Here is a 23860-nt window from a genome sequence, read left to right on the forward strand (position 1 = left end):
TAACTTGTTTTTAGCTACGAGACTTTCACTCTCTGTGGTCTATCTTTCCAGATACGTTCGCCTAACTAGTTAGTTTAAGCTTTGAACAACCTGCAAGTTGTTCCTAAATAGCCCCTCAACCCCTATTATGCAACGGTTGCAGCCTTACACATATTAGGTTTGGGCTCTTTCCCTTTCGCTCGCCGCTACTTAGGAAATCTCGTTTTGATTTCTCTTCCTCCGGTTACTTAGATGTTTCAGTTCACCGGGTCTTGCCTCCTTACCCTATGTTTTCAGGTAAGGATGTTAGAGGTTTGCCTCTAACGGGTTTCCCCATTCGGATATCCACGGTTCTACGCTCGCTTGCAGCTCCCCGTGGCGTTTCGCCGCTTGCCACGTCCTTCTTCGCCTCTTAGCGCCTAGGCATCCACCGTACGCCCTTAATATCTTGACCTAATTCACGCTATTAAGAACTTCTCTTCACTCGTTAAGTGAAATTGTTTTTACCTACTCATGTTTGCAGTTTTCAAAGAACTCTACGCACCTAAAGGTGCGAATTTTGAATTTTTAATTCTTAATTTTTAATTGTTATGAAAGCTAAAGCTTTCTTTTCTCAATATATTAGGGAAACTTGTTTCCCTACCTTAATTAAGAATTAAAAATTTAAAATTATTAATTATTTTATTAAAACTTCTAGTTTTAATAAAAGTAAAACGAACAGCTGAAAAGAATTAGCTTCGACCTAGGATATGAAGAACTATTTCATCTTCAGGTCTCCTTAGAAAGGAGGTGATCCATCCGCACCTTCCGGTACGGATACCTTGTTACGACTTCACCCCAATTACTAACCCCACCTTCGACGGTTGCTTCCTCATTTAAGAGGTTGGCTCACCGGCTTCGGGTGTTGCCAGCTTTCGTGGTGTGACGGGCGGTGTGTACAAGGCCCGGGAACGCATTCACCGCGACATGCTGATCCGCGATTACTAGCGATTCCGACTTCATGGAGTCGAGTTGCAGACTCCAATCCGAACTGAGAATGGCTTTTTGAGATTCGCTCCACCTCGCGGCCTCGCTTCTCTCTGTACCATCCATTGTAGCACGTGTGTAGCCCAGATCATAAAGGGCATGATGATTTGACGTCATCCCCACCTTCCTCCTGCTTGTCACAGGCAGTCCCATTAGAGTGCTCATCCGTATTGTTAGCAACTAATAGCAAGGGTTGCGCTCGTTGCGGGACTTAACCCAACATCTCACGACACGAGCTGACGACAACCATGCACCACCTGTCTCAACGCTCCCGTAGGCACTCTCTAGTTTCCTAAAGATTCGTTGGATGTCAAGACCTGGTAAGGTTCTTCGCGTTGCATCGAATTAAACCACATGCTCCACCGCTTGTGCGGGCCCCCGTCAATTCCTTTGAGTTTCAGCCTTGCGACCGTACTCCCCAGGCGGGATACTTATTGCGTTAGCTGCGGCACAGAAGGGGTCGATACCTCCTACACCTAGTATCCAACGTTTACGGCGTGGACTACCAGGGTATCTAATCCTGTTTGCTACCCACGCTTTCGCACCTCAGCGTCAGGGTCAGTCCAGACAGTCGCCTTCGCCACTGGTATTCCTCCTGATTTCTACGCATTTCACCGCTACACCAGGAATTCTACTGCCCTCTCCTGCCCTCAAGAAACCTAGTTTCAGTCGCAACCCCGAGGTTGAGCCCCGGTCTTTCACAACTGACTTAAGTTTCCGCCTACGCGCTCTTTACGCCCAGTAATTCCGGACAACGCTCGCCCCCTACGTCTTACCGCGGCTGCTGGCACGTAGTTAGCCGGGGCTTTCTATTAAGGTACCGTCACTACACCCATATGTTACTCAGGTGTATCTTCGTCCCTTAAAACAGAGCTTTACAACCCGAAGGCCTTCTTCGCTCACGCGGCGTCGCTGCGTCAGGGTTTCCCCCATTGCGCAATATTCCCCACTGCTGCCTCCCGTAGGAGTCTGGGCCGTGTCTCAGTCCCAGTGTGGCCGTCCACCCTCTCAGGCCGGCTACTGATCGTTGCCTTGGTGAGCCTCTACCTCACCAACTAGCTAATCAGACGCGGGTCCCTCCATAAGCGATAGCTTATATCAGAGGCCATCTTTACTATACAAGAGTTTCACTCGTATAGCTTATGCGGTATTAGCACCAGTTTCCCGGTGTTATCCCCCTCTTATGGGCAGGTTACCCACGCGTTACTCACCCGTCCGCCACTAAGTACATTAAACTTCCATCCGAAAATTTCCGTCTAATGACTCCGTTCGACTTGCATGTGTTAGGCACGCCGCCAGCGTTCGTCCTGAGCCAGGATCAAACTCTCCATTAAAATTATCTTTTAACCGTTTGATCGGCTTTAAACTCTTTATTAACTGGCCGGTCTTAATTACCTTAAGACCTTTTCGCACTAATTCTTTCAGCTGTTCAGTTTTATCAAGATCGCTGCCGCCTCTCTCTGGCGCGCAAGAATTATAATATCACCCTGCAGGTTTTATGTCAAGATTTTTTTTATTATTTACTCAATCATTTTTACTATTTTTAATTACCGCCTTTGATCAAGGGTTCTAGCAGGTTTTCTGCACCACTAAAATTAACATAAGTTTTAGGCACATCACCCACTATAATAGTTTCAGCTAAAGGTATGGTAGTAGCTACATCCACTTGCTGATTTAAAAATGGAACAGCAACAGTTATATCACTACGAATATTAAAATATATTAAATGCCGTGTTTGGTTGATACCTGCATGTTCAAATTTATTTAACAATTCAACATAAACTTTACTAGCTGGAATCATTTTAATTTTAACTTTTGGACCATAACCAGCTAAAATTTTTGAGCCAGTAAGCTGACCCATTGGTATTGCAAAAGAATCATCCGTCATTTCTTCCAATGAATGTGTTACTTTTATCATGGTTCTAGCCATAATCTGATTTAACTTTATTGTATTTGGTTGAATCATTGTTATTTTGCCATCATTATCTTTGTGAATATAGACTATATCTTCATATTCTATATTAGAAACTATTTCTTCATTAATAACGTGATTTATTTTTTCCATACCTCTTAATTGCGCTTTAGATTGAGCTATTTCTAAAATACTCGATTTCATTTTTATATCCATAGCAAATATAAACATTATAAACACAATCAAAGATACTAATATAATAGGAAGATAATTTATTCTTCTTCGTCTAAACATCCCTATCCCCCCTACACATTTACTATATGAAAAATGTTGATATTTGGTGTACACTTTTAATAGTTTTTAATAAAAAATTTTTAATGGTTTTTGCAGTCCTTTTGCAACTGAGTCAAAGTCATATAACAAACTCATATTTTTTTGACATTAAATGCCTGCTATATTATAATTTTTTAATATGTCATATGCATTACCAAATAAAATAAAGGTCACTCTTATAAGAGTGACCTTTATTTTATTTGAACAGGAGTGAATAGTATATATGAGAACATTGATAGCTACTGTACTTTACAATTCCAAAGGAAAAGAAGTATATTGTACAGCCAAAAAAGTAAGTGATCAGGATATTAAATATATAAAAAGTAACGATAAGGAAACGTTAGAGGATTTAGGATTTACTTTTATTAACCTCAACTCTCCTGAATTTACTAATGTGAAAGGATATGCAATATTTTTTGAAGGACATGTTGATCAAATGACTAAAATACTCAAATCATTTTAGTTTTAAATTTTGATTTTCACTAACACAACTAAATCTAACTTAACTAGTTAACCATACTATCAAAAAAGTCGGGGTTATATAAAACCACCGACTTTTTGTAAAAAAATTATTGTTTTTTGATTTTAAGAAACTTCCTTTTACCTACTTGAACTATTATTTCACCATCTATTGCTAAGTTTTCATCACTATGCTTTTCACCATTTACTTTGATTGCAGCTTGTTTTATCATTCTTTTCCCTTCACTTGTTGAACTTAATAGCCCTTGCTCAGCTAAGAATTTTGGAAGCCAAACTTCCTTTTCTTTTATTATTACTTCTGGTATATCATCAGGAATATCTCTTTTTGAAAATACTAATTCAAACCTTTCTTGTGCTTTTTGCGCTTCCTCGGAATTATGATAAATTGTGATAATTTCTCTAGCTAAACGCATCTTTGCATTTCTAGGATTGTAGCCTTGTGCCATTTGTTGTTCAATACTTCTTATTTCTTCTATTGGAATTCTAGTAACTAATTCAAAATATCTGCATATCAATTCATCTGAAATTGACATAGTTTTACCAAACATTTCATAAGGTTCTTCATTAACCCCTATATAGTTGCCAAGGCTTTTACTCATTTTTTGCACACCATCTGTTCCTTCAAGAATAGGCATTGTCATAGCTATTTGAGGTTCATAACCGTATTCTCTTTGTAGGCTTCTCCCCACTAAAAGATTAAATTTTTGATCCGTACCACCCAATTCTATATCAGCTTCAAGTACAACAGAATCATATCCTTGCATTAGTGGGTAAATAAATTCGTGTATACTTATTGGCAAACCATCTCTATACCTTTTATGAAAATCATCTCTTTCTAACATGCGAGCAACTGTATATTTGCTTGCTAAATTAAGTGTATCAGCTAAGTTCATTTTCATCAGCCATTCACTATTAAAATATATAATAGTTTTTTCTTTATCTAAAACTTTAAATATTTGTTCTTGATATGTACGAGCATTTGCCATAACTTCTTCTTCAGTAAGCTGTGTTCTTGCTTCTGATTTTCCACTAGGATCACCAATACGACCAGTAAAATCTCCTATTATCAAATGTACTTCGTGACCTAAATCTTGAAACTGCCTTAATTTGTTTAAAACAACTGTGTGCCCTAAGTGTATATCAGGTGCAGTAGGGTCAAGACCTAGTTTAATTCTTAATGGTTTACCTTTTTCAAATGATTTTTGTAATTTATTTTTAAGTTCTTCTTCAGGTACTATTTCTGCTACACCTCTACGCAGTTCCCCCATTTGCTTTTCGACAAATTCATTAATATTTTTTTCCACAAAATAACCTCCTTGCCATAAAAAATAATATCACATTAAAATTAGTATGTGCAATAATTAGACGTATCAAGGCGTAATAGTTTATAGTAGTAATATATACATAGAAGGATTTTGCATTCATCTGTCTAATTTTAATTTAGGATTAATTTAGGAGGCTTTAATTATATGTCTAATAAAAAGACTGAGTCTAAAAAAAAGAACAATTCTAAAGCAAAGCTTTATACATGTTTAAAAGTTATAGGTGTCTTATTGTTAATTGGTATAGGAACTACTATCGGATTGCTAGCCTCTGTATCTAGAGATCTACCAGCTTGGGACGCTCAACAGCTTTCAGGCGCAAAAACTACCTTTATATATGATCAAAATGAACAGCTAATATCCAATCTTCATGCAGAGGAAAATCGAACCGAAGTTTCATTATCAGAAATTCCTGATGATTTAATTAATGCATTTATTGCAACTGAAGATGTGGATTTTTATGATCACCAAGGTATAAATGTAAGGGGTATTATGAGAGCAGTTGTTAGAAACATACAAGACGGTGATTTAACTGGTCAAGGAGCCAGCACAATTACTCAGCAGCTTGCTCGTAATGCATTCTTAACTTTTGATAAAGAGTGGGAAAGAAAACTACAAGAAATAATACTAGCATTTAAACTCGAGTCAGAATATTCAAAAGATGAAATACTTGCAATGTATTTAAATAAGGTTTACTTTGGTGCTGGTGCTTATGGAGTTCAAGCAGCAGCAGATACTTACTTTGCAAAAGATGTGAGTGATTTAACACTAGAAGAAAGTGCGCTAATAGCAGGCTTAGTACAAAGTCCAAGCAGCTACAATCCATTTCAACACTATGATAGAGCAAAAGCAAGACAAGAAATTGTACTAAATAACATGGCAAATGTTGGTTTTATTGATCAAAATACTGCAAACGAGGCTAAAGCAATTGAACTTGAGTTTAAGAAAAAAACAAGCGGTGATAAGGAATACGGTTTTTTTGTTGATGGAGTTATAGATGAAGCTAATCAAATATTGACTGATTTGGGATATGAAGACCCTACTAATATGATTTATCGTTCAGGTTTAAGAATTTATACAACAATGGATTCATCATTACAACGACATGCGGAAGAGATTTTTAGTAACCCTAATAATTTTCCCAATCAAACTGTAGCCGGTGAACTAATACAAACAGGCATGGTTTTACTTGATCATAGTAATGGAGAAATTAAAGCAGTAATGGGTGGTCGCTCTTATGACCAACAAAGGGGTCTTAATCGTGCTATAAATGCACATCGCCAACCAGGATCTGCTTTAAAACCTTTGGCGGCTTATGCTCCAGCTTTAGAAATGAATCACATGCCTTATAATGTAATGGATGATTCTCCTATTTCCATAAAAGTAGGAAATGATATTTTCTCTCCAGAAAATCATGATAAACAATATAGAGGATTAATTACATTACGAACAGCCTTGCAATACTCTGTTAATACTGTTGCTGTACAAATAGTTGATGAAATAGGAATTAGAAATAGTTTTGAATTTTTAAGTTCACTTGGTTTTGAAGGCCTTCTTGATACGCCTGGTCATAATGACCTAGGACTTTCTCCATTAGGGTTAGGAAGTTTAACAAAGGGAGCAACCCCTTTAGAAATGGCAGCAGCATACGGAACTGTTGCTAATAGAGGTGTTTATGCTGAACCTCATTTTATAACTAGAATAATTGATGATAATGGAGTTGAATTATATAATCATAATCCTCAATATAAACAAGTAATGTCTGAAGAATCTGCATGGTTATTGAGAGATATGATGCGAACTGTAGTAACATCAGGTACTGGTACGAATTTCATTATCCCTGATGTTTACACAGCTGGAAAAACCGGTACATCTGATGATACTAGAGATGCTTGGTTCTGTGGGGTTTCATCTAAATACTCAGGTGCAGTTTGGATGGGATATGATAGAGAACATACTATGAATAACGTTTATGGTGGAAGTCATCCCGCCCTTTTATTAAAATCATTGGTTGAAAAAGGACACTCAAATGATAATCCGCCACCATCATCAAAACCAAATAGTATAGTTCATGTTACTGTTTGTTCAAAATCAGGTAATTTGCCTTCAGAATCTTGCCCCGAAGACGAAGTAATAACAGATTACTCTCTTAGGTCAGTTGTGCCAACAGAACAATGTGATTTACATGAGATGACATATGTTTGTCCTGAATCAGGTAAATTAGCTGGTCAATATTGTCCTGACCCTGAACTACAGTCAGTTATAAAAAAAGATGAAGAAGAAATAGAATACTGTGATATTCACACTGAAGCTACTTTACCAGGTATGTTTAGTCGCACAGTATCTGTTTGTCGTGATCCCTCACATGAGGGACAACTATATAGAGCCAATACACCAAACCAAGTTCAACAAGGTGGTTGTCCTGAAGAGTATATAGAAGAAGTTATTATACAACCTGGAGAAAAACTGCCTTATTGCCCACATCCAGAACATGAAGTAGAGAGAAAACAAACAAGAGAAGTAATTGAGGATATTATTAACAATTAACAAAAAAATGAAGAGGGGATAAAATCATAAAATAACCCCTCTTCATAAAACTTGTTACCATTTACACTAAATTATGGATACTCCCATATTCTCCTATTTTAGTTCTACTACAGTCACTCCATGACCACCTTCTTCCCTAAGACCGTCGCGATATTGACTTACATATCTATTTGTTTTTAAGTATTTTTGTACAGCTGTTCTTAATGCACCCGTTCCTTTACCATGAATAATTCTAACATTATCTAATCCAGCTAAATTTGCATCCTCTAAATACTTTTCTAATTCAACTAAAGCATCTTCTGCTTGTTTACCACGTAAATCCAACTCTATTGATATATGCTTAACTTTATCTAAATAAACTTGATTGCGTTGATTTGCCTTTTTTTCCTCAGGTGATTCTATTTTTTTTATTTGTTCTTGCCCTACATTTAATTTAAGTACACCTAACTGGACAACAACTTCTCCTTGACTATTTGGTTCATTTAAAACATAACCTTTTTGATTAATAGTTTTGACTAAAACATAATCTCCCGGAATTATTTTTTGGGGCTTACTATCCTCTATATCATTATTATCATTAACCTTTAAGTTTTTTACTTTTTGTCGTTGTTCTTCAATTTCATGCCATTTTAAATCACTATCCTGTTTACTTTGCTTTAACGTAATCTTTAATTCTTCAACAGCTTCATCAGCTTCTTTTCTTATTTTCCGCAAGTAATTATTTGCTTCATTATAAGTTTTATTTAAAATTTGCTCTTTTTCAGTATTATATCTGTGTTTTTCTTCTTCTAGCTTTTTCTTTTCAATACTTAATTCATTTTCAAGTATCCGTAATTTTTCTTTTTTGCTTTCATAATCGTATCTACTCTTTTTTAATTGTTTAATCATATTACTTACTTCTAACCGCTGTTCAGGTACTAAATTTTTTGACCTTTCAACCATATCTTTTTTTAATCCTAATCTAGCAGCAATTTCAAATGCATTACTTTGTCCTGGTGTCCCGATTGTAAGTTCATATGTAGGTTGTAAACTTATTGGATCAAACTCAACACAGGCATTTTCAACTCTTTCAACCTGATAAGCATAACTTTTCAATTCGCTTTGATGGCTAGTTACTACAACCTTTGACCCAATGTGCTTTAATTCTTCTAGAATTGTTCTGGCTAATGCAGCACCTTCAACAGGGTCAGTACCGGCTCCTAATTCATCAAGTAATACCAAGGATTTTTTATTAGCACTATTTAATATATCAATAATATTGGTTAAATGAGATGAAAAAGTACTTAATGATTGTTCAATACTTTGTTCATCACCAATGTCAACATAAATCGAATCAAATACTGACAATGTACTATCTTCACGAGCAGGTATAAATATTCCGCTCATTGCCATTAAACTTAATAATCCAATAGTTTTTAAAACAACAGTTTTCCCACCGGTATTAGGCCCCGTTATAACTAAAACATCAAATTCTCTTCCTAGCTTAATATTTACTGGAACCGCTTCGTCACCAAGTAATGGATGTCTTGCTTTATTAATTTCCATTATACCTTGGTTATTTATTTCAGGTTTAAATGCTTTCATTTTGTAAGCAAGATTAGCTCGAGCAAAAATCAAGTCTAAATTTGATAATATTTCCGAATTTATTATTAATTCTTCAGCCACAATGGTAATCTTATAACTTAATTCTCTAAGGATTTTTTCAATCTCTCTTTTCTCTTCATTTTCAAGGCTTCTTATTTTATTGTTGAGGTCAACCACAGGCATTGGTTCAATAAAAACAGTTGCTCCACTAGCAGATTCATCGTGAACTATACCTTTAACACTATTTCTATACTCTTGCTTTATAGGAATTACATATCTTCCATCTCTCTCGGTAACAACATTATCTTGAAGTATTTTTGAATTATTACCTGACCTAACAAAGGATTGTAAGTAATCCTTTATACGTATACGCAAAGTATTAACTTGACTGCGAATTTTTTTTAGATCAGAAGAAGCATCGTCTCTTAAAAAACCTTCTTTATCAACTTTTTGTTTAATTAGTGTTTCTAACTCTTTATTATCTGTTAAGTTTACACCTAATTCATTTAGTAGTTTTGACTCACTAACATAATTCTTTGTAAGACGAGAACATCTCAGTAAATTATATATATCATATATCTCTATTGGATTTAAAACACCATGTGCAGATGCTTTTTTTAACTGGACTTCAACATTACTAAGTGAACTTAAAAAATCTGGTTTATTAAATCTTAATAATTCCATAGCTTCACTAGTTTGTTCTAAAAAATAACTAACCTCTTCAATATCTTTAGAAGGCATTACATTTAATGCTTTATATTGCCCACCTTCTGAATAAGCATTATCTGCTAATTGCTTTTGTATCTTATCAAATTCTAATTTATCCATTGTATATTTGTTCATTATTATTCTTACCCCACATAGTTAACAAACTAAAGTTGTTGTAAATATTTTGTTACTAAGGTACAAACTAAAGGACGAGTAAACTCGCCCTTTAACATTAATTATAACTATACTTTATCAAACTAGCTAATTAATGAAAATCCAATTCTCCATTACGTTTTTTTCTAATTAAACCTGAACAAGGTATTATTTTAATCCCCTGTAATTCAAGCTCATCAAGAAATAAGTTCATTCCTAAGGAGTCACTTGCAATATGACCAGCAATAATTACATTAATATTATGCTCTTTGGCTAATTTTCTGTGCTTATCTTGCATGTGCATACTAATAATAGTCCCAATACCAGCAGCAGCCAATTTTTCATAGGATTTTTCTGAACCAGAAGTTCCTCCAGTCATTTTAACAAAAACTTTTCCTGCTCTTCTTTTTTTGTCTCCTACTAATACCTTTGGACCTGCTTTTAATTTTCTAGCTCTATGATATTCTGGTATTTCATATAGTTTTTTAAGTACATCATCTACAGTAACACATTCGGCATCATCAAATAAATCCTGCAGGTATTTATTTACCAAGTTATCTGTTACTGTATGAGTACACATAAACGGAATATCTAGTAAACGCGCAGCATCAACTGATCTTTGGTGGTTTAAGGGCATCAAGCCTCTTTCAACTTCTGCAACTCTAGAAGCCATTATACCTTCAGCAATATTAATAGGTATTCCCATTTGTTCTAACATATCTGCTTGCATGTTCATTACCCCATGTAATTCAGCTCGAGCTAATCCTTCTGGATGATGTGCTAATACAAGGTCTATTTTTTCACCTTTTTCTCTAAGTCGATCAGCTAATAATATTTCTGGAGTTTCTATATCAATTCCACACAATATAGTTTTTATTTCTTCGTCCCCTTTGCCAACTAAAATACGAGTATCATTATAAGGATTATCAAGGTTATCAGTATCAAAAAATTCTTTTTCATCCTCTGATAACTTTTCATATTCTTGAGCTTTCTTTTCTAATAATTCATTAACATAATTTCCTCTAATGTCAGAACGTTTTCCCATACTAATCGCTAATTCATAAATTTCTTTTAACTTCACTTCAACATCACCTTCCATTAACTATTATTAAATGGTTTCACTGCAAAAAAATAAACTCGGCGACGAAACAGGGGACGGTTCTTTGTTCTATTTCTACTGATATCGCTCAGCCTTTAGTTTTTTATAGTTACTTTTTGCAGCAGAACCAGAACCTTAAATATATCTAAAACAAAAAGGGTATTATGTTTACACATCTTCTTGTTTTTCTTTATCATTAGAAACTGCTTTGTTTTCTAACAAATCAATCCTTTCTAATAGTAAGTCAATTTTATTCTCTATATTTTTTACAGAATCCTGTAAACAAGGTTGCTCTTCTTCTTCAACTGGTTCACGCTTCATTCTTTCAAATATATCTTTCCTAGCTAATGGTTCTATGGTTAATAACTCGTTAGGGGACCTTTTTGTAATACCTAAATCAGATTTAGATATTGCTTCCGCCTCATCTTTTAATATAACACTAAACCCCCCACAAGGCTCTAGTATACCTTTATCTACATTATCAAGGTCTCTAACCCCTTGTTTTCGTAACTCCTGTAGTAAATCATCAATATTAAACTTTTCTTTACGTAAATTTTCTTTAATTATTTGCCCATTGCTAATAAGAACTACAGGCTTTCCACTAATAATATGTGAAAGTTTTTGGTTTTTTAATGAAAGAAATCCCATAGTATATTCTAGTACAGCTAAAGTTGCCAGTACAGCAATTCCTTCATAAAAAGGTATACTTCTATCTAATGCTACAGCAATAACTGTATGTCCAACCCCTGTCATAACAACAAAATCAAATGGCCCAAGCTCACCTAGAGCTCTTTTGCCAAGAAGCCTTATCATTAGTAAGGCTAAGAAATACATACCTACTGCTCGTAGTGCAAAATCTATCATGAAAATATCCTCCTTTGTAGAGGTTCCATGTTTTAGTATTTAGCCTTACTAAGATGATTATTCTTTTATATAATTTATCAATTTTTCTATATCCCAAGTGTTAACTACGTCTTGTGGTTCAAGCCAACCCCTTCGGGCATTCATAACACCATATTTAAGAATATAAAATTCATTTTTATGATGAGCATCACTATTTATAGCTATTTTAATCCCTAACTCTTTTGCCTTTCGTGCAGTTATTTCATCTATATCTAATCTATCTGGATGAGCATTTATTTCTAAAATAACTTTATTTCTTTTAACTTCCTGTAAAATTTCATCTATGTCTAACTCGTATGCAGATCTACGACTCAGTAACCTACCAGTTAAATGCCCTAATATTTTCACATGTTTATTATTAATAGCAGTTATGATTCTTTCGGTTTGTTTATTTTTATCAAAATTAAAATTACTGTGTACTGAAGCTACAACAATATCTAAATCCCTTAATATATCATCATCAAAATCAAGACTTCCATCTTTTAATATATCAACCTCAATACCTTTGAGAATCTTAATATCTGAATATTTTTCATTTATACTATCAATTACTTTACCCTGTAATTTAAGCTTATCTTCGTTTAAACCACCACTAATCGGAAGTGATTTTGAATGATCAGTAATAGCAATATACGATAATCCAAAAAGGCGTGCTGATTCTACCATATCTTCAATCTTACTTGCTCCATCACTCCAGTCAGAGTGAAGATGTAAATCCCCTTTAATATCAGATAATGAAACTAGTTTTGGAATTTGATTATTCTTAGCAGCTTCTAGTTCACCTTCATCTTCTCTTAGTTCAGGTGGAATATAAGATAAGCCAATTTGGTTATAGACTTCCTCTTCACTTCTACTATCTTTTAATAATCTTTTATCACAATTAGCAAAAAGTTTATCCCTATGTTTTCTTGATCCAGTTGTATATATCAGTGAGCAATAATAATCTTCCATAGAAACAAATATCAATTCAAATGGTATATTATAATTCAAATAACCAGTAATATTGTTTTGATTTATGGTTTCTATTTCTTGCAAGCTCCTAAAATTTGCAACCTTTTCTTTTACCTTAGTATAATCATCTGCAACAATTAAAATATCAATATCACCTATAAGGGATTTTCTTCTTCTTAAACTTCCAACAATACTTAATTTTTTAACATTTTCAGATTGGGCAATAAAATCAGCAAATTCTTCAGCAATAGGTAAAGCAACCCCTAAAGTAGCCTTACCCCCACTATTTTTTACAGTTTCTATACTCTTGATTATATTATATTCTGTCTTTCCTCCCATTCCATTGAGTTTTCTAATTTGTTTATTCTTAGCTGCTTTTAGTAAATCATCTATATTATCTATACCTAGTTGATTCCAAATAGTTTTAACCGTTTTAAAACCTACCCCAGGTAAAGCTATAATTTCTAGTAAACCCGTAGGTACCTCCTTGGTTAATTCATCATAATAGGATGATCTGCCATTTTGTATTAAGTCTTCTATGGTATTTTTTACAGACTTACCAACTCCAGAAATTTCGTTAAGCCTGTTAGCATCTGATAACAATCTAATATCTGTATCTAAATGATATATAGATTCTGCAGCTTTTTTATAAGCTCTAACTTTATAAATATTTTCTCCTTTCAACTGTAATAGATTAGCAATATTTTCTAATAATATTACTACTTCTCTATTTGTCATTTATCTACCCCATTCTATTTTTTCTTTCTTCTTCTAAAGTTTTTACTAATTCATCATAGTCTTCTTGGAGTTTATTTAGCTCGTCTGCTAAATTTAAAGCTGTTAAAACGGCAACCTTAGTTTTAGATAAATTAGGGTTGCGTTGTTCTACCATCTTCATTCTTCTATCTATATAGGAAGCTAACATAGTAATATAATCAGGGTTTTCATCACCTTTCACTACATAGTCTTCGTTAAATATAGTTACTGTAACCTTATTTAAATTATTTTTATCATAGCTCACCTAAACATACTCCCTTCATAAGCTAAGTTAAATTAACCAATTCTATACTTTATTATTTATTTCCTCCCAAACATAAAAAAACCAAGATATGTTATTATCTTGATTTATAATATATTTCATTAAACCATGTAATGTACTATATATTTTTTTAACAATGTAACAATAAAAACTAGAACCTAAGGGCCTAGGTTTTACCTAATGTTTAAAACAACTTCCTCCAATAAACTCTCTTAATATAGAGTTATTTGGAATATCATCTGTTTCTATAGGTCTAAAGTAGCTTAAAAATTTTAATAATCTTTGAGCTTCAGTATACTCTGGTTTAGAGTTGTCAATATTTTTTAATAAGTTTTCGGCTTGTATTTTCAATGCTGATAACTCATAAACTAATGATGAATTAAAAATTACATCTGCTTGTTCTTGAAAAGGAAAAATATTTTTATCTTCACCTCGTCTTACCGAAGGCCATCTACTAATAGTACCTAAAGCTGAATATCCACGCGTTCTACTATCTCTAACCATTCGTCGAATTAAGCGACAATCGGTTGTAGGAATTCTATTGGTAGTATCAAGATTTAATTGAGTTAGTGCACTAATATATATTTTAAATTTTTTATCTTTAAATATTGATTTTGTTAAACGCTCATTCAAGGCATGAATACCCTCAATTATAATTGGTTCACCTTCTGGTACACTTAAAGGAACACCATAAGGCTCAGCTTTACCAGTTTTAAAATTATATATGGGAATTTCTACTTCTTCTCCTTTAATTAATTTGATTAAATGTTCATTAAATAAATCTAACTTTAAAGCTTCTAATGCTTCAAAATCATAATCCCCATTTTCATCTTTAGGAGTTAACTCACGATCTACAAAATAATTATCTAACGAAATTGATACTGGTCTTCTACCATTAACTCTTAACTGAACAAGTAAGCGCTGTGCTAATGTTGTCTTACCTGATGATGAAGGACCAGAAATCAATACTAATCTTATATTTGAATCATTACAGATCATATCTGCAAAACTAGCGATTTTTTTCTCATGTAATGCTTCATTTACCCTTATAATATCTCCTATATCCGAATTTTCAATAATATCATTTAGTGCTGCAACATGAGGAGTATTTAACATTTTAGCCCATGATTTAGATTCATTAAATATATTAGCTAACTTTGGTTGTTCAATGTAGTCTTTAATTGTAGTAGGATCATCTTTTTCTGGTGTTTGTAGTATAAGCCCTGGCTTATATTGCAAAAGCTTAAACTTATCCACCATTCCGGTAGAAGGTAACATAAACCCATAAGAATATTCATAAAAGCCATCAAGTTCATATACATGAACATTTACTTTATCTCTAAAATTTAATAGTCTAACCTTATCTAATTGTTCCTGTTGCTCAAAAATTTTAATTGCCTCTTTTTTATTTATAAGCTTTCTATTAATTGGTATATCTTTGGCAATTAAATCAGTTATTTTATTTTTTAAATTTTCTATTACATCCTTGGATATTTCTTCATCTTCAAATTCACAGTACAATCCATTAGATAAAGAATGCCTTACAATTAATTTTTTATGAGGATATAAATCATTAGAAGCTTTTAGTAATAAAAAAGCTGCAGTCCATCTATAAACTCTTAACCCCATTTCAGAAGTAATATCTATTAATTCTACAGTGCAAGGCTTTTCGAATCGATAGTTCAAATCTACTAAGCTTTTTTCTATTAATCCAGCTACTGGAGGTAATGCTAACTTACTTTCAATTTGGGAACAAAAATTCCTGAGCGTAATCCCCGATTCTACTTTAATTAATCCATAGTTTTTAATGTTTATTTCTATTTCAATATTATTTTTAGGATTAGTCATGCATATCGCCTCCTCTTCCCCTATGTTTTATATTATACCATTATAAAAATGAACTATATATTCTTATGAGGACTTACTATTTATATACTTGTTTAATTATTAAAAGAATCAAATATGTTATTAGTTATTATAAAGTTCTTATAACAAAAAAGAGTTAGTTAGAATAATTATCCGCACAAAAAAAACACAATAAAAGAGGGCCTCGCGCCCTCTTTTTCACGGCTGGTTAGAACCATTATTAACCGTGCTTTTATGGGTTTACTTTACTATATTCTCCTTTAGCTTGTTTAATTCTAATTTCCAATATTTTTTAACGTAAACTAGCATTAAACTTTTCTTCTAAAGTTTTGATTATTGTCTCTATTATGGGATTAACATCATCATCAGTTAATGTTCTCTCGAAAGATTGATAAGTCATTCTTAACGCTATACTTTTACAGCCTTCTGGAACCTGATCACCAGTATAAATATCAAAAATATGAATATTGGTTAATAGTTCTGAACCATTTGCCTTGACTACATCTAATACGTCAGCTGCTTTAATTTCATCATTTAATACTATTGCCAAATCTCTTTCTATTGTTGGAAACTTAGTTATAGGACTAGACATTCTCTTTTCTGTAGATAATTCGAAAAGCAAATCTAAATCAAGTTCAAAGGCACAAGCCCTTGGTTTAATATTAAAGTTTTCAAGAACTAGAGGGTGTACTTCCCCTATTATACCTAAATCTTGATTATTAACTTTAATTAACGCTGATCTACCTGGGTGATAAGCATTACCTTTAAACTCTTCAAAAGAATAATCTTTAATGCCCAACTGTAAAAATACTTCTTCAACTATTCCTTTTAAGTAGTAAAAATCCATTTCTGTTTTGCGATTAAGCCAGTTGTTATCAAGGCTACCTGCAACTATAGCTGCAACAGTTGGTTTTTCATCGGGTAGTTTATCAGTACTTTTAATAAACACAGATCCTATTTCAAATAATGCAAGATTAGTATTTTTTCTAGCTAAATTCCTACTTACTGTATCTAGTAAACCAGGTAACAAAATAGTTCTCATTACACTTTGTTCTTCAGATAATGGATTAGCTATAGTTACCACTTCTCTTAAAGGACTTTCTTCTGGCTCATTTATCATGTCAAAATATTTAGGGCTAATAAAGCTATAATTAATCACTTCATAAAGATAATGTGATAATAATAATTTAAGATTTTCTGTGAATTTTTGCTTTTTATTAAGCCCACCTTCAGTACCACTAGAAGCAGGTAGAACAGATGGAATATTATCATATCCATACAACCTAGCCACCTCTTCTATTAGATCAACTTCCATCTCTATATCAGGACGATATGATGGTACATCAATAACAAACTTATTACCTTTATCAGTAACATTGAATTTTAGTTTAAGTAAATAATTTTTTATTTCTTCAGCAGTTAACTCAGTTCCCAAAATAAAATTCACTCGTTCTGGTCTTAGCTCAACTTTTTTTAATTCAACAACTTTAGGATAAGCATCACATATACCTTTAACTACTTCTCCATTAGCTATATCTTGTATTAATTGAGTAGCTCTATTTATAGCATAGATTACTCCATTTACATCTGCACCCTTTTCAAAACGAACTGATGAATCACTACGCAATCCAAGTCTTTTAGAGGTTTTCCTAATACTTATACCTTCAAAGTTTGCTGATTCTAATAAAACTGTTACCGTACTATCATTTATTTCAGTGCTCTCTCCACCCATTACACCAGCTAATGCGACTGGAGTGTCACCTTCAGTAATTACTAACATTTGACTATCAAGCTCCCGCTCTACACCATCTAAAGTTGTCAGTTTTTCTTGGTCTTTAGCCCTTCTAACAATAATATGTTTTTTTTCAGACAATAAATCATAGTCAAAACCATGTAGTGGCTGGTTAGTTTCTAACATTACATAGTTTGTTATATCAACTATATTATTTATAGGGCGTATGCCAGAATTAATTAATTTATCCTGTAGCCATTGTGGTGATTCTTCTACCTTAACATTTTTAATTACTCTAGCAGCATATCTTTTGCATAAGTCAACATCATTAATGTCTACCTTTATGTAATCATTAACATCTTCACTGTTTTCTTCTATTTTTATCTCTGGTAGTTTTAATTTTGTTTCATTTAATGCTGCCACTTCACGAGCTAAATTTATTAAACCTAAGCAATCACCTCTATTAGGAGTTAAATCCAGATCTAAAATCTCATCATTGCTAACTTTTTCAACACCCTCTATTGCTATACCTGCCATAGTTAAATTATGTGCAATATCTTCTGATGTCCATTTAGTATCTACATATTCTTTTAACCAATTTAGTGAAACTCCCATTATAACACCTCCTAAAACTGAGTAAGAAAACGTTTATCATTATCATAAAATAGTCTCAAATCATTAATACCATATTTGAGCATAGCTATTCTTTCAATACCAAGTCCAAATGCAAAACCTGTAACCATATCTGGATCATAACCACCATATTTAAGAACTCGTGGATTTACTATGCCAGCCCCTAAAATTTCTAACCATCCAGTTTGAGAACAAACTCTACATCCATCACCTTTACACATAACACATGAAATATCCATTTCTGCACTAGGTTCAGTAAATGGAAAAAAGCTAGGTCTAAAACGCACCCTTACATCGTCACCGAATACCTTTTGTGCAAAAAGCATTAAAGTAGCTTTTAAATTTGCAAATGTAACTCTTTCATCAATTAATAACCCTTCAATTTGATTAAACATAGGTGAGTGTGTAGCATCATCATCTTTTCTATACACTTTTCCCGGCACAATTATCTTTACTGGCACTTCTGGTGCTAATTTTTCCATAGTCCTAACCTGTACCGGTGAAGTGTGAGTACGAAGTAATACATCTTCACTTATGTAAAAGGTATCTTGCATATCCCTAGCTGGATGATCTTTAGGAACATTTAATGCCTCAAAGTTATAGTAATCTAATTCTATTTCTGGTCCTTCTGCTACACTAAATCCCATACTTATAAATATATCTTTAATTTCATTTGTAACTTTAGTAACCGGATGTATTCTACCACTAGCAACGGGTACCCCTGGTAGAGTTACATCAATTTTTTCTTTAAGCAATCTCTCTTCGAGCTGTTTGTTCTCTAACTCCTTAGCTCGTTTATCTAGCAACCCCTCTAATTTAGCCTTAACATCATTTGCAGATTTACCAACCTGAGCTCTTTCTTCAGGGGACAGATCTTTCAAGCCTCTTAAAAGTAAAGTAATTTCCCCTTTTCGACCTAATATTTTAACTTTTATCTCGTTTAATACATCCAGTTTATCTGCTTGTCTTATTCGATTTACCACTGAACTCTCAATTTCTTTTAATTTTTCAAGCATTTTTAAACCTCCTTACCAGAAAATAAAAAAACTTCCATCCTATAAAGGGACGAAAGTATATTCCGCGGTACCACCCAAATTAGCTGGTATAATATACATTACACCAACTCTCTTCATTACCTTAACGGTGGCAACCGGATCGACCTACTATGATTCAATCTACTGCTCCCAGGTGAATTCGCATAACATTCCCATAACTGTACTTACAGTCCATGATACAGTCTCCCTGTATGGTTCACATTATGATACTAATCCTGTTCATTGCATTTGATATTATTGAGTTATAAGCATTTTATATAATAAATAATAAACAATACAACCAGATGATTCAAAAAGGCGCCACAGGTTATTTGCCTGTTCTGACATATTGTGTACCCTCCTAAAGTATAGGAACAACCAAACTTACGTTGATTATATCATACGAAATTTTCTAAAACAAGGAGCGGCTAACTATTCCTGCGCTGTCTGAATGTTTCACTTATTATAATACCACAGGCTATAGCAACATTCAAAGAATCAACTTGTTCATCAATTGGTATTTTAAAATAAAGCTGACATTCATCTTTAACTTCTCTACTTACTCCACTGGCTTCACTGCCCATAACTACAACCATACTTTGGTTAAAATCTACATTATAAAAATCATTTTCAGTTCTAAGATCTGTACAAGCAATAGTATAACCTTTGTCTTTTAGTAATCTTAAGTGTTGAATACCTATATTAGTAAATACTGGTATTTTAAAAATCCCTCCCATAGTTGACCTTACGACTTTAGGACTGAAAGGATCTACATTACCAGGTGTTAACAATACTCCATCAACTTTCATAGCCCAAGCTGTTCTTATTATCGAACCTAAATTACCTGGATCTGCAATTTGATCAAGTAACAAAAAAATATTATTTGCTTCTATTACATCTATTAAAGAGCACTCTGGTTTTTGCACAATAGCAGCAATACCTTGGGGTGTTTCTGTAGTACAAATATGATTTAATAAATTTGTATCAATATTGTACCAATCTATTTGAGGGTTTTCCAAAATATAGTCCCTAAATTCATCAACTAAATCATCCATTAAAAAAACCTTTTTAGTTAATTTAGTTTCTTTAAGTGCTTCTTCAACTATTTTTTTACCTTCAATAAAAAAAGCATTTTCTTGCTGCCTAGTTTTTTTGTTTCGTAATTTATATGCTAGCTTTATCTCTTTGTTGTCTTTTGATGTTATTACTTTCATGTAACCACCTTATTATAGATAAAAGAGTATGACCTAGTCATACTCTTTTTATGAATGATTATTTATTGCTCCTAGTTAGCAGCTTTTTTAGAAGCCTCAGCTAACTCACTAAATGCTTGAGGATCACCAATAGCTAATTCAGATAGCATTTTACGATTTACCTCAATTCCAGCCACTTTAAGACCATGCATCATTTTGCTATAGGTAGTCCCATTTTCACGGGCTGCTGCATTAATACGAGCAATCCATAGTTTTCTAAAATCTCTTTTCTTCAGCTTTCTATGAATATAGGCATATTGTCCAGATTTCATCACCTGTTGATTAGCTACTTTAAAAAGTTTAGACTTACTTCCTCTATAACCTTTGGCTGCTTTTAAAATTTTTTTATGTCTTTTACGAGCACTTACTCCTCGTTTTATTCTTGGCATTATTACTACCTCCTGTCACTATTTATAGGGAATTAATCTATATATTTTTTTCGTTTCTGCCTTACTTACCAAATCTGGTTTACGAATTCTTCTTTTTCTTTTAGGTGGTTTATGTCCTAAAAGATGACTTCCAAAAGCTTTTGATCTTTTAATCTTGCCTTTGGCGGTTTTCTTAAATCTTTTTGCAGCTCCTCTATGACTTTTCATTTTTGACATTTATTCTGCCTCCTTACTGACATTATCCTGTTTTGGAACAAGAATCATTACCATATTTCTTCCCTCAACTTTAGGAGGTTTTTCAACAGATGATATATCAGATAATTGCTCAGCAAACTTTTCTGATATCTGTTTTCCAATTTCTGGATGAGTGATTTGTCTTCCTCTAAACATAATAGTAAATTTTACTTTATCACCAGAATTTAAAAACTTGCGAGCATTTTTTGTTTTTGTTTGAAAATCATGTTCATCAATATTAGGTCTCATTTTTACTTCTTTAATAGATATTACTTTTTGTTTTTTCCTAGCTTCCTTTTCTCTTTTACTTTGTTCAAATTTATGTTTTCCATAATCCATTAAACGACATACTGGTGGGTTAGCTGACGGCGCAATCTCTACTAAGTCAAATCCCCTGTTTTGTGCAGTTTCTTGAGCCTCTCTTACTGGCACAATACCTAATTGCTGGCCTTCTTCATCGACTAGCCTAACCTCTTTAGCCCTAATTTCCTCATTTACTCTCCAATCCTTACTAATAAGAATTTCACCTCCTGAGTTTAATAAATAAAAAAAGCGAGTTTGTAAAAACCCGCTTTTTATTTCAATAATACTACTTTTGCAATCTATTATACATTTAATAATGCAACTGTATATTACTGAAATACCTTACGAACTTTCGTAGTAAGGTGAGAAGCTGGCTTCTACTTAATATTCCAAATCATAGTTTAGCACAAATGGTCCTGCCATGCAATGCTGATTGAATTTTTTCTATAATAGTTAATACTATGATGTTTTATTTGCTATCTCATCTTTAATCCTAGCCTTAAACTCTTTTATGTTAATAGCTCCTAAATCTCCTTCTTTACGCTTTCTTACCGCAACAGCTTCTGATTCTATTTCTTTATCTCCCACAATTAGTAAATAAGGAATTTTCATAAGCTGACCTTCCCTTATTTTATATCCAGTTTTCTCACTTCTGCTATCAACTTCCACCCTAATGCCTTCTGCTTTAAGTTCTTCGTAGACTTTCTGGGCATAATCATGATGTTTATCAGTAATAGGTAAAATTCTAGCTTGTACAGGTGCTAACCATGTAGGAAATGCTCCACCATAATGCTCTGTAAGTATTCCTATAAATCTTTCAATACTACCATATACAACACGGTGAATCATAACTGGTCTGTGTCTTTCTCCATCTTCACCAACATATGTTAAATCAAATTTTTCTGGAAATTGAAAATCTAATTGGATAGTTCCACATTGCCATGTTCTATCGAGAGAATCTTGAAGATGAAAATCTATTTTAGGCCCATAAAAAGCACCATCACCTTCATTTACCTTATAGTCAATACCCTTCTCATCCAATGCTTGTCTTAAAGAACCAATTGCAAAATCCCAAATCTCATCAGAACCCATGGAATCTTCAGGGCGAGTAGATAGTTCTACATGATATGGAAAACCAAACAAACTATAGAAATGATCTATAATATCAATAACAGCTTTGATTTCATCTATAATTTGATTTGGTAGCATAAAAATATGAGCATCATCTTGTGTAAATGCACGTACCCTCATTAACCCATGAAGAACACCTGATTTTTCATGTCTATGAACTAAACCCATTTCACCTGTTCTTAAAGGTAAATCCTTATAGCTATAAAGGTTCTGCTTATATACAAGAATTCCACCTGGACAGTTCATAGGTTTAATGGCAAAATCATTATCATCTATATTGGTGAAGTACATATTTTCTTTATAGTGATCCCAATGTCCAGACTTTTCCCATAATTCACGATTTAATATAATAGGAGTACGTATTTCTTCATATCCTGCTTTTTCGTGTTCATCACGCCAAAATTTTTCTAGCTCATTTCTTAAAATCATACCCTTAGGTAAGAAAAATGGAAAGCCAGGCCCTTCTTCTAATACAACAAATAGTCCTAATTCTTTTCCTAATTTTCTATGATCACGCTTTTTGGCTTCTTCAAGCTTAAATAAATGATCATCTAGCATTTCCTTTTTAGGGAAAGATGTACCATATATTCTTTGCAGCATTTTCCTTTGCTCATCACCACGCCAATAAGCTCCAGCAAGGTTCATAAGCTTTATTGCTTTTAATTTGCCAGTTGTTGGTACATGTGGTCCTGCACATAAATCTACAAACTCACTTTGTTCATATATACTTATTACTTCATCTTCAGGCAATTCTTCTATCAACTCAACCTTATAATCTTCATTGCATTCTTTGAAAAATTTTATAGCTTCTTGTTTAGATAATTCTTTTCTAATAAATGGAATGTTTTCTTTAATTATTTTATTCATTTCTTTTTCTATAATATTTAAATCATCAGGGCTAAATGTATGGTTACTATCAAAATCATAATAATAACCTTTATCAATTGGTGGACCAATAGCAAGTTTACTTTCAGGCCATAATCGTTTAACAGCTTGTGCCATAACATGTGCACTAGAATGTCGATATACTTCTTTAGCCCTATCATCACTAAAATCTAATATCTCAAGCTGACCATCATGAAAAATAGGTGTATTTAGATCAATTAGTTCATCATTGAATACAGCAACCACAGCATTTTTAGCAAGCTTAGAACTAATATCCTTAGCAATTTCCTTCAAAGAGGTGCCTTTAGAATATTCACGTTTACTTCCATCATTTAAGGTTATAGTTATCATATAAATACCTCCT

Annotated in this window: 17 protein-coding genes, 2 rRNA genes and 1 other annotated feature (1 of these 20 cut by a window edge); of the genes, 2 read left to right on the forward strand and 17 right to left on the reverse strand. The window is 33.2% G+C overall.

Features of this window, described 5'->3' with window-relative positions:
* From SYNTR_RS05445 to yunB, 3 genes are all read right to left on the reverse strand, one after another.
* A 23S ribosomal RNA gene (locus SYNTR_RS05445) occupies positions 1–433 on the reverse strand (it extends 2551 nt beyond the left edge of the window).
* A 328-nt stretch (positions 434–761) separates the two neighbouring features.
* A 16S ribosomal RNA gene (locus tag SYNTR_RS05450) occupies positions 762–2339 on the reverse strand.
* Together the 16S and 23S rRNA genes form the textbook arrangement of a ribosomal RNA operon.
* A 209-nt stretch (positions 2340–2548) precedes the next feature.
* The gene (yunB, locus tag SYNTR_RS05455; protein WP_156203578.1) at positions 2549–3211 is read right to left on the reverse strand and encodes a sporulation protein YunB; all 663 of its coding nucleotides are present in this window, start codon (positions 3209–3211) and stop codon (positions 2549–2551) included.
* A 262-nt stretch (positions 3212–3473) separates the two neighbouring features.
* On the opposite strand from yunB, the gene SYNTR_RS05460 reads away from it, so the two are divergent.
* Entirely contained in the window at positions 3474–3713 is a 240-nt protein-coding gene (locus SYNTR_RS05460) for a hypothetical protein (protein ID WP_156203579.1), read from the forward strand.
* A gap of 106 nt (positions 3714–3819) precedes the next feature.
* On the opposite strand, the gene tyrS is transcribed toward SYNTR_RS05460, so the two are convergent.
* Complete coding sequence (gene tyrS / locus SYNTR_RS05465) at positions 3820–4998, reverse strand: tyrosine--tRNA ligase (protein WP_156204705.1); 1179 nt, start codon at positions 4996–4998, stop codon at positions 3820–3822.
* A gap of 201 nt (positions 4999–5199) precedes the next feature.
* Between tyrS and SYNTR_RS05470 the strand changes: the two genes are divergently transcribed.
* A complete protein-coding gene (locus SYNTR_RS05470) occupies positions 5200–7599 on the forward strand; it encodes a transglycosylase domain-containing protein (protein ID WP_156203580.1) in 2400 nt (799 codons plus the stop codon).
* A 93-nt stretch (positions 7600–7692) separates the two neighbouring features.
* On the opposite strand, the gene SYNTR_RS05475 is transcribed toward SYNTR_RS05470, so the two are convergent.
* From SYNTR_RS05475 to thrS, 13 genes are all read right to left on the reverse strand, one after another.
* Positions 7693–10011: an endonuclease MutS2 gene (locus tag SYNTR_RS05475; protein ID WP_243140243.1), complete on the reverse strand. Its 2319-nt coding sequence runs from the start codon at positions 10009–10011 to the stop codon at positions 7693–7695.
* A 145-nt stretch (positions 10012–10156) separates the two neighbouring features.
* Entirely contained in the window at positions 10157–11125 is a 969-nt protein-coding gene (locus tag SYNTR_RS05480; RefSeq protein ID WP_156204706.1) for a Nif3-like dinuclear metal center hexameric protein, read from the reverse strand.
* A 186-nt stretch (positions 11126–11311) separates the two neighbouring features.
* Positions 11312–12007 (reverse strand): DUF421 domain-containing protein, encoded by a 696-nt coding sequence (locus SYNTR_RS05485; protein ID WP_156203582.1) that lies wholly within the window; start codon positions 12005–12007, stop codon positions 11312–11314.
* 57 nt (positions 12008–12064) lie between these two features.
* The gene (gene polX / locus SYNTR_RS05490) at positions 12065–13735 is read right to left on the reverse strand and encodes a DNA polymerase/3'-5' exonuclease PolX (protein ID WP_156203583.1); all 1671 of its coding nucleotides are present in this window, start codon (positions 13733–13735) and stop codon (positions 12065–12067) included.
* 4 nt (positions 13736–13739) lie between these two features.
* A complete protein-coding gene (locus SYNTR_RS05495; RefSeq protein ID WP_156203584.1) occupies positions 13740–14018 on the reverse strand; it encodes a cell division protein ZapA in 279 nt (92 codons plus the stop codon).
* Positions 14019–14213: 195 nt separating this feature from the next.
* Positions 14214–15884: a nucleoside kinase gene (locus tag SYNTR_RS05500; protein WP_156203585.1), complete on the reverse strand. Its 1671-nt coding sequence runs from the start codon at positions 15882–15884 to the stop codon at positions 14214–14216.
* 310 nt (positions 15885–16194) lie between these two features.
* Positions 16195–18249, reverse strand: a complete 2055-nt coding sequence (pheT, locus tag SYNTR_RS05505) for a phenylalanine--tRNA ligase subunit beta (RefSeq protein WP_156203586.1) — start codon at positions 18247–18249, stop codon at positions 16195–16197.
* An 11-nt stretch (positions 18250–18260) separates the two neighbouring features.
* On the reverse strand, positions 18261–19283 hold the full coding sequence (pheS, locus tag SYNTR_RS05510) for a phenylalanine--tRNA ligase subunit alpha (protein WP_156203587.1): 1023 nt from the start codon (positions 19281–19283) through the stop codon (positions 18261–18263).
* A 42-nt stretch (positions 19284–19325) separates the two neighbouring features.
* Positions 19326–19554: a binding site (T-box leader), on the reverse strand.
* A gap of 175 nt (positions 19555–19729) precedes the next feature.
* Positions 19730–20515, reverse strand: coding sequence for a TrmH family RNA methyltransferase (locus SYNTR_RS05515; RefSeq protein ID WP_156203588.1), 786 nt, complete (start codon positions 20513–20515; stop codon positions 19730–19732).
* 71 nt (positions 20516–20586) lie between these two features.
* Entirely contained in the window at positions 20587–20943 is a 357-nt protein-coding gene (rplT, locus tag SYNTR_RS05520) for a 50S ribosomal protein L20 (protein ID WP_156203589.1), read from the reverse strand.
* An 18-nt stretch (positions 20944–20961) separates the two neighbouring features.
* Positions 20962–21159: a 50S ribosomal protein L35 gene (gene rpmI, locus SYNTR_RS05525; protein WP_156203590.1), complete on the reverse strand. Its 198-nt coding sequence runs from the start codon at positions 21157–21159 to the stop codon at positions 20962–20964.
* Positions 21160–21693, reverse strand: coding sequence for a translation initiation factor IF-3 (infC, locus tag SYNTR_RS05530; protein ID WP_243140265.1), 534 nt, complete (start codon positions 21691–21693; stop codon positions 21160–21162).
* A 246-nt stretch (positions 21694–21939) separates the two neighbouring features.
* Positions 21940–23847, reverse strand: a complete 1908-nt coding sequence (gene thrS, locus SYNTR_RS05535) for a threonine--tRNA ligase (RefSeq protein WP_156203592.1) — start codon at positions 23845–23847, stop codon at positions 21940–21942.
* Between the last annotated feature and the right edge of the window lie 13 nt (positions 23848–23860).

The sequence above is a fragment of the Candidatus Syntrophocurvum alkaliphilum genome (genome assembly GCF_009734445.1).
GTDB lineage: Bacteria > Bacillota > Syntrophomonadia > Syntrophomonadales > Syntrophomonadaceae > Syntrophocurvum > Syntrophocurvum alkaliphilum.

Excerpts from the sequence above, each read along its gene's own strand:
- yunB (WP_156203578.1), bottom strand. The coding sequence starts at position 3,211 with ATGTTTAGACGAAGAAGAATAAATTATCTTCCTATTATATTAGTATCT.
- SYNTR_RS05460 (WP_156203579.1), top strand. The coding sequence starts at position 3,474 with ATGAGAACATTGATAGCTACTGTACTTTACAATTCCAAAGGAAAAGAA.
- tyrS (WP_156204705.1), bottom strand. The coding sequence starts at position 4,998 with ATGGGGGAACTGCGTAGAGGTGTAGCAGAAATAGTACCTGAAGAAGAA.
- SYNTR_RS05470 (WP_156203580.1), top strand. The coding sequence starts at position 5,200 with ATGTCTAATAAAAAGACTGAGTCTAAAAAAAAGAACAATTCTAAAGCA.
- SYNTR_RS05475 (WP_243140243.1), bottom strand. The coding sequence starts at position 10,011 with ATGGATAAATTAGAATTTGATAAGATACAAAAGCAATTAGCAGATAAT.
- SYNTR_RS05485 (WP_156203582.1), bottom strand. The coding sequence starts at position 12,007 with ATGATAGATTTTGCACTACGAGCAGTAGGTATGTATTTCTTAGCCTTA.
- polX (WP_156203583.1), bottom strand. The coding sequence starts at position 13,735 with ATGACAAATAGAGAAGTAGTAATATTATTAGAAAATATTGCTAATCTA.
- SYNTR_RS05500 (WP_156203585.1), bottom strand. The coding sequence starts at position 15,884 with ATGACTAATCCTAAAAATAATATTGAAATAGAAATAAACATTAAAAAC.
- pheT (WP_156203586.1), bottom strand. The coding sequence starts at position 18,249 with ATGGGAGTTTCACTAAATTGGTTAAAAGAATATGTAGATACTAAATGG.
- pheS (WP_156203587.1), bottom strand. The coding sequence starts at position 19,283 with ATGCTTGAAAAATTAAAAGAAATTGAGAGTTCAGTGGTAAATCGAATA.
- SYNTR_RS05515 (WP_156203588.1), bottom strand. The coding sequence starts at position 20,515 with ATGAAAGTAATAACATCAAAAGACAACAAAGAGATAAAGCTAGCATAT.
- rplT (WP_156203589.1), bottom strand. The coding sequence starts at position 20,943 with ATGCCAAGAATAAAACGAGGAGTAAGTGCTCGTAAAAGACATAAAAAA.
- rpmI (WP_156203590.1), bottom strand. The coding sequence starts at position 21,159 with ATGTCAAAAATGAAAAGTCATAGAGGAGCTGCAAAAAGATTTAAGAAA.
- thrS (WP_156203592.1), bottom strand. The coding sequence starts at position 23,847 with ATGATAACTATAACCTTAAATGATGGAAGTAAACGTGAATATTCTAAA.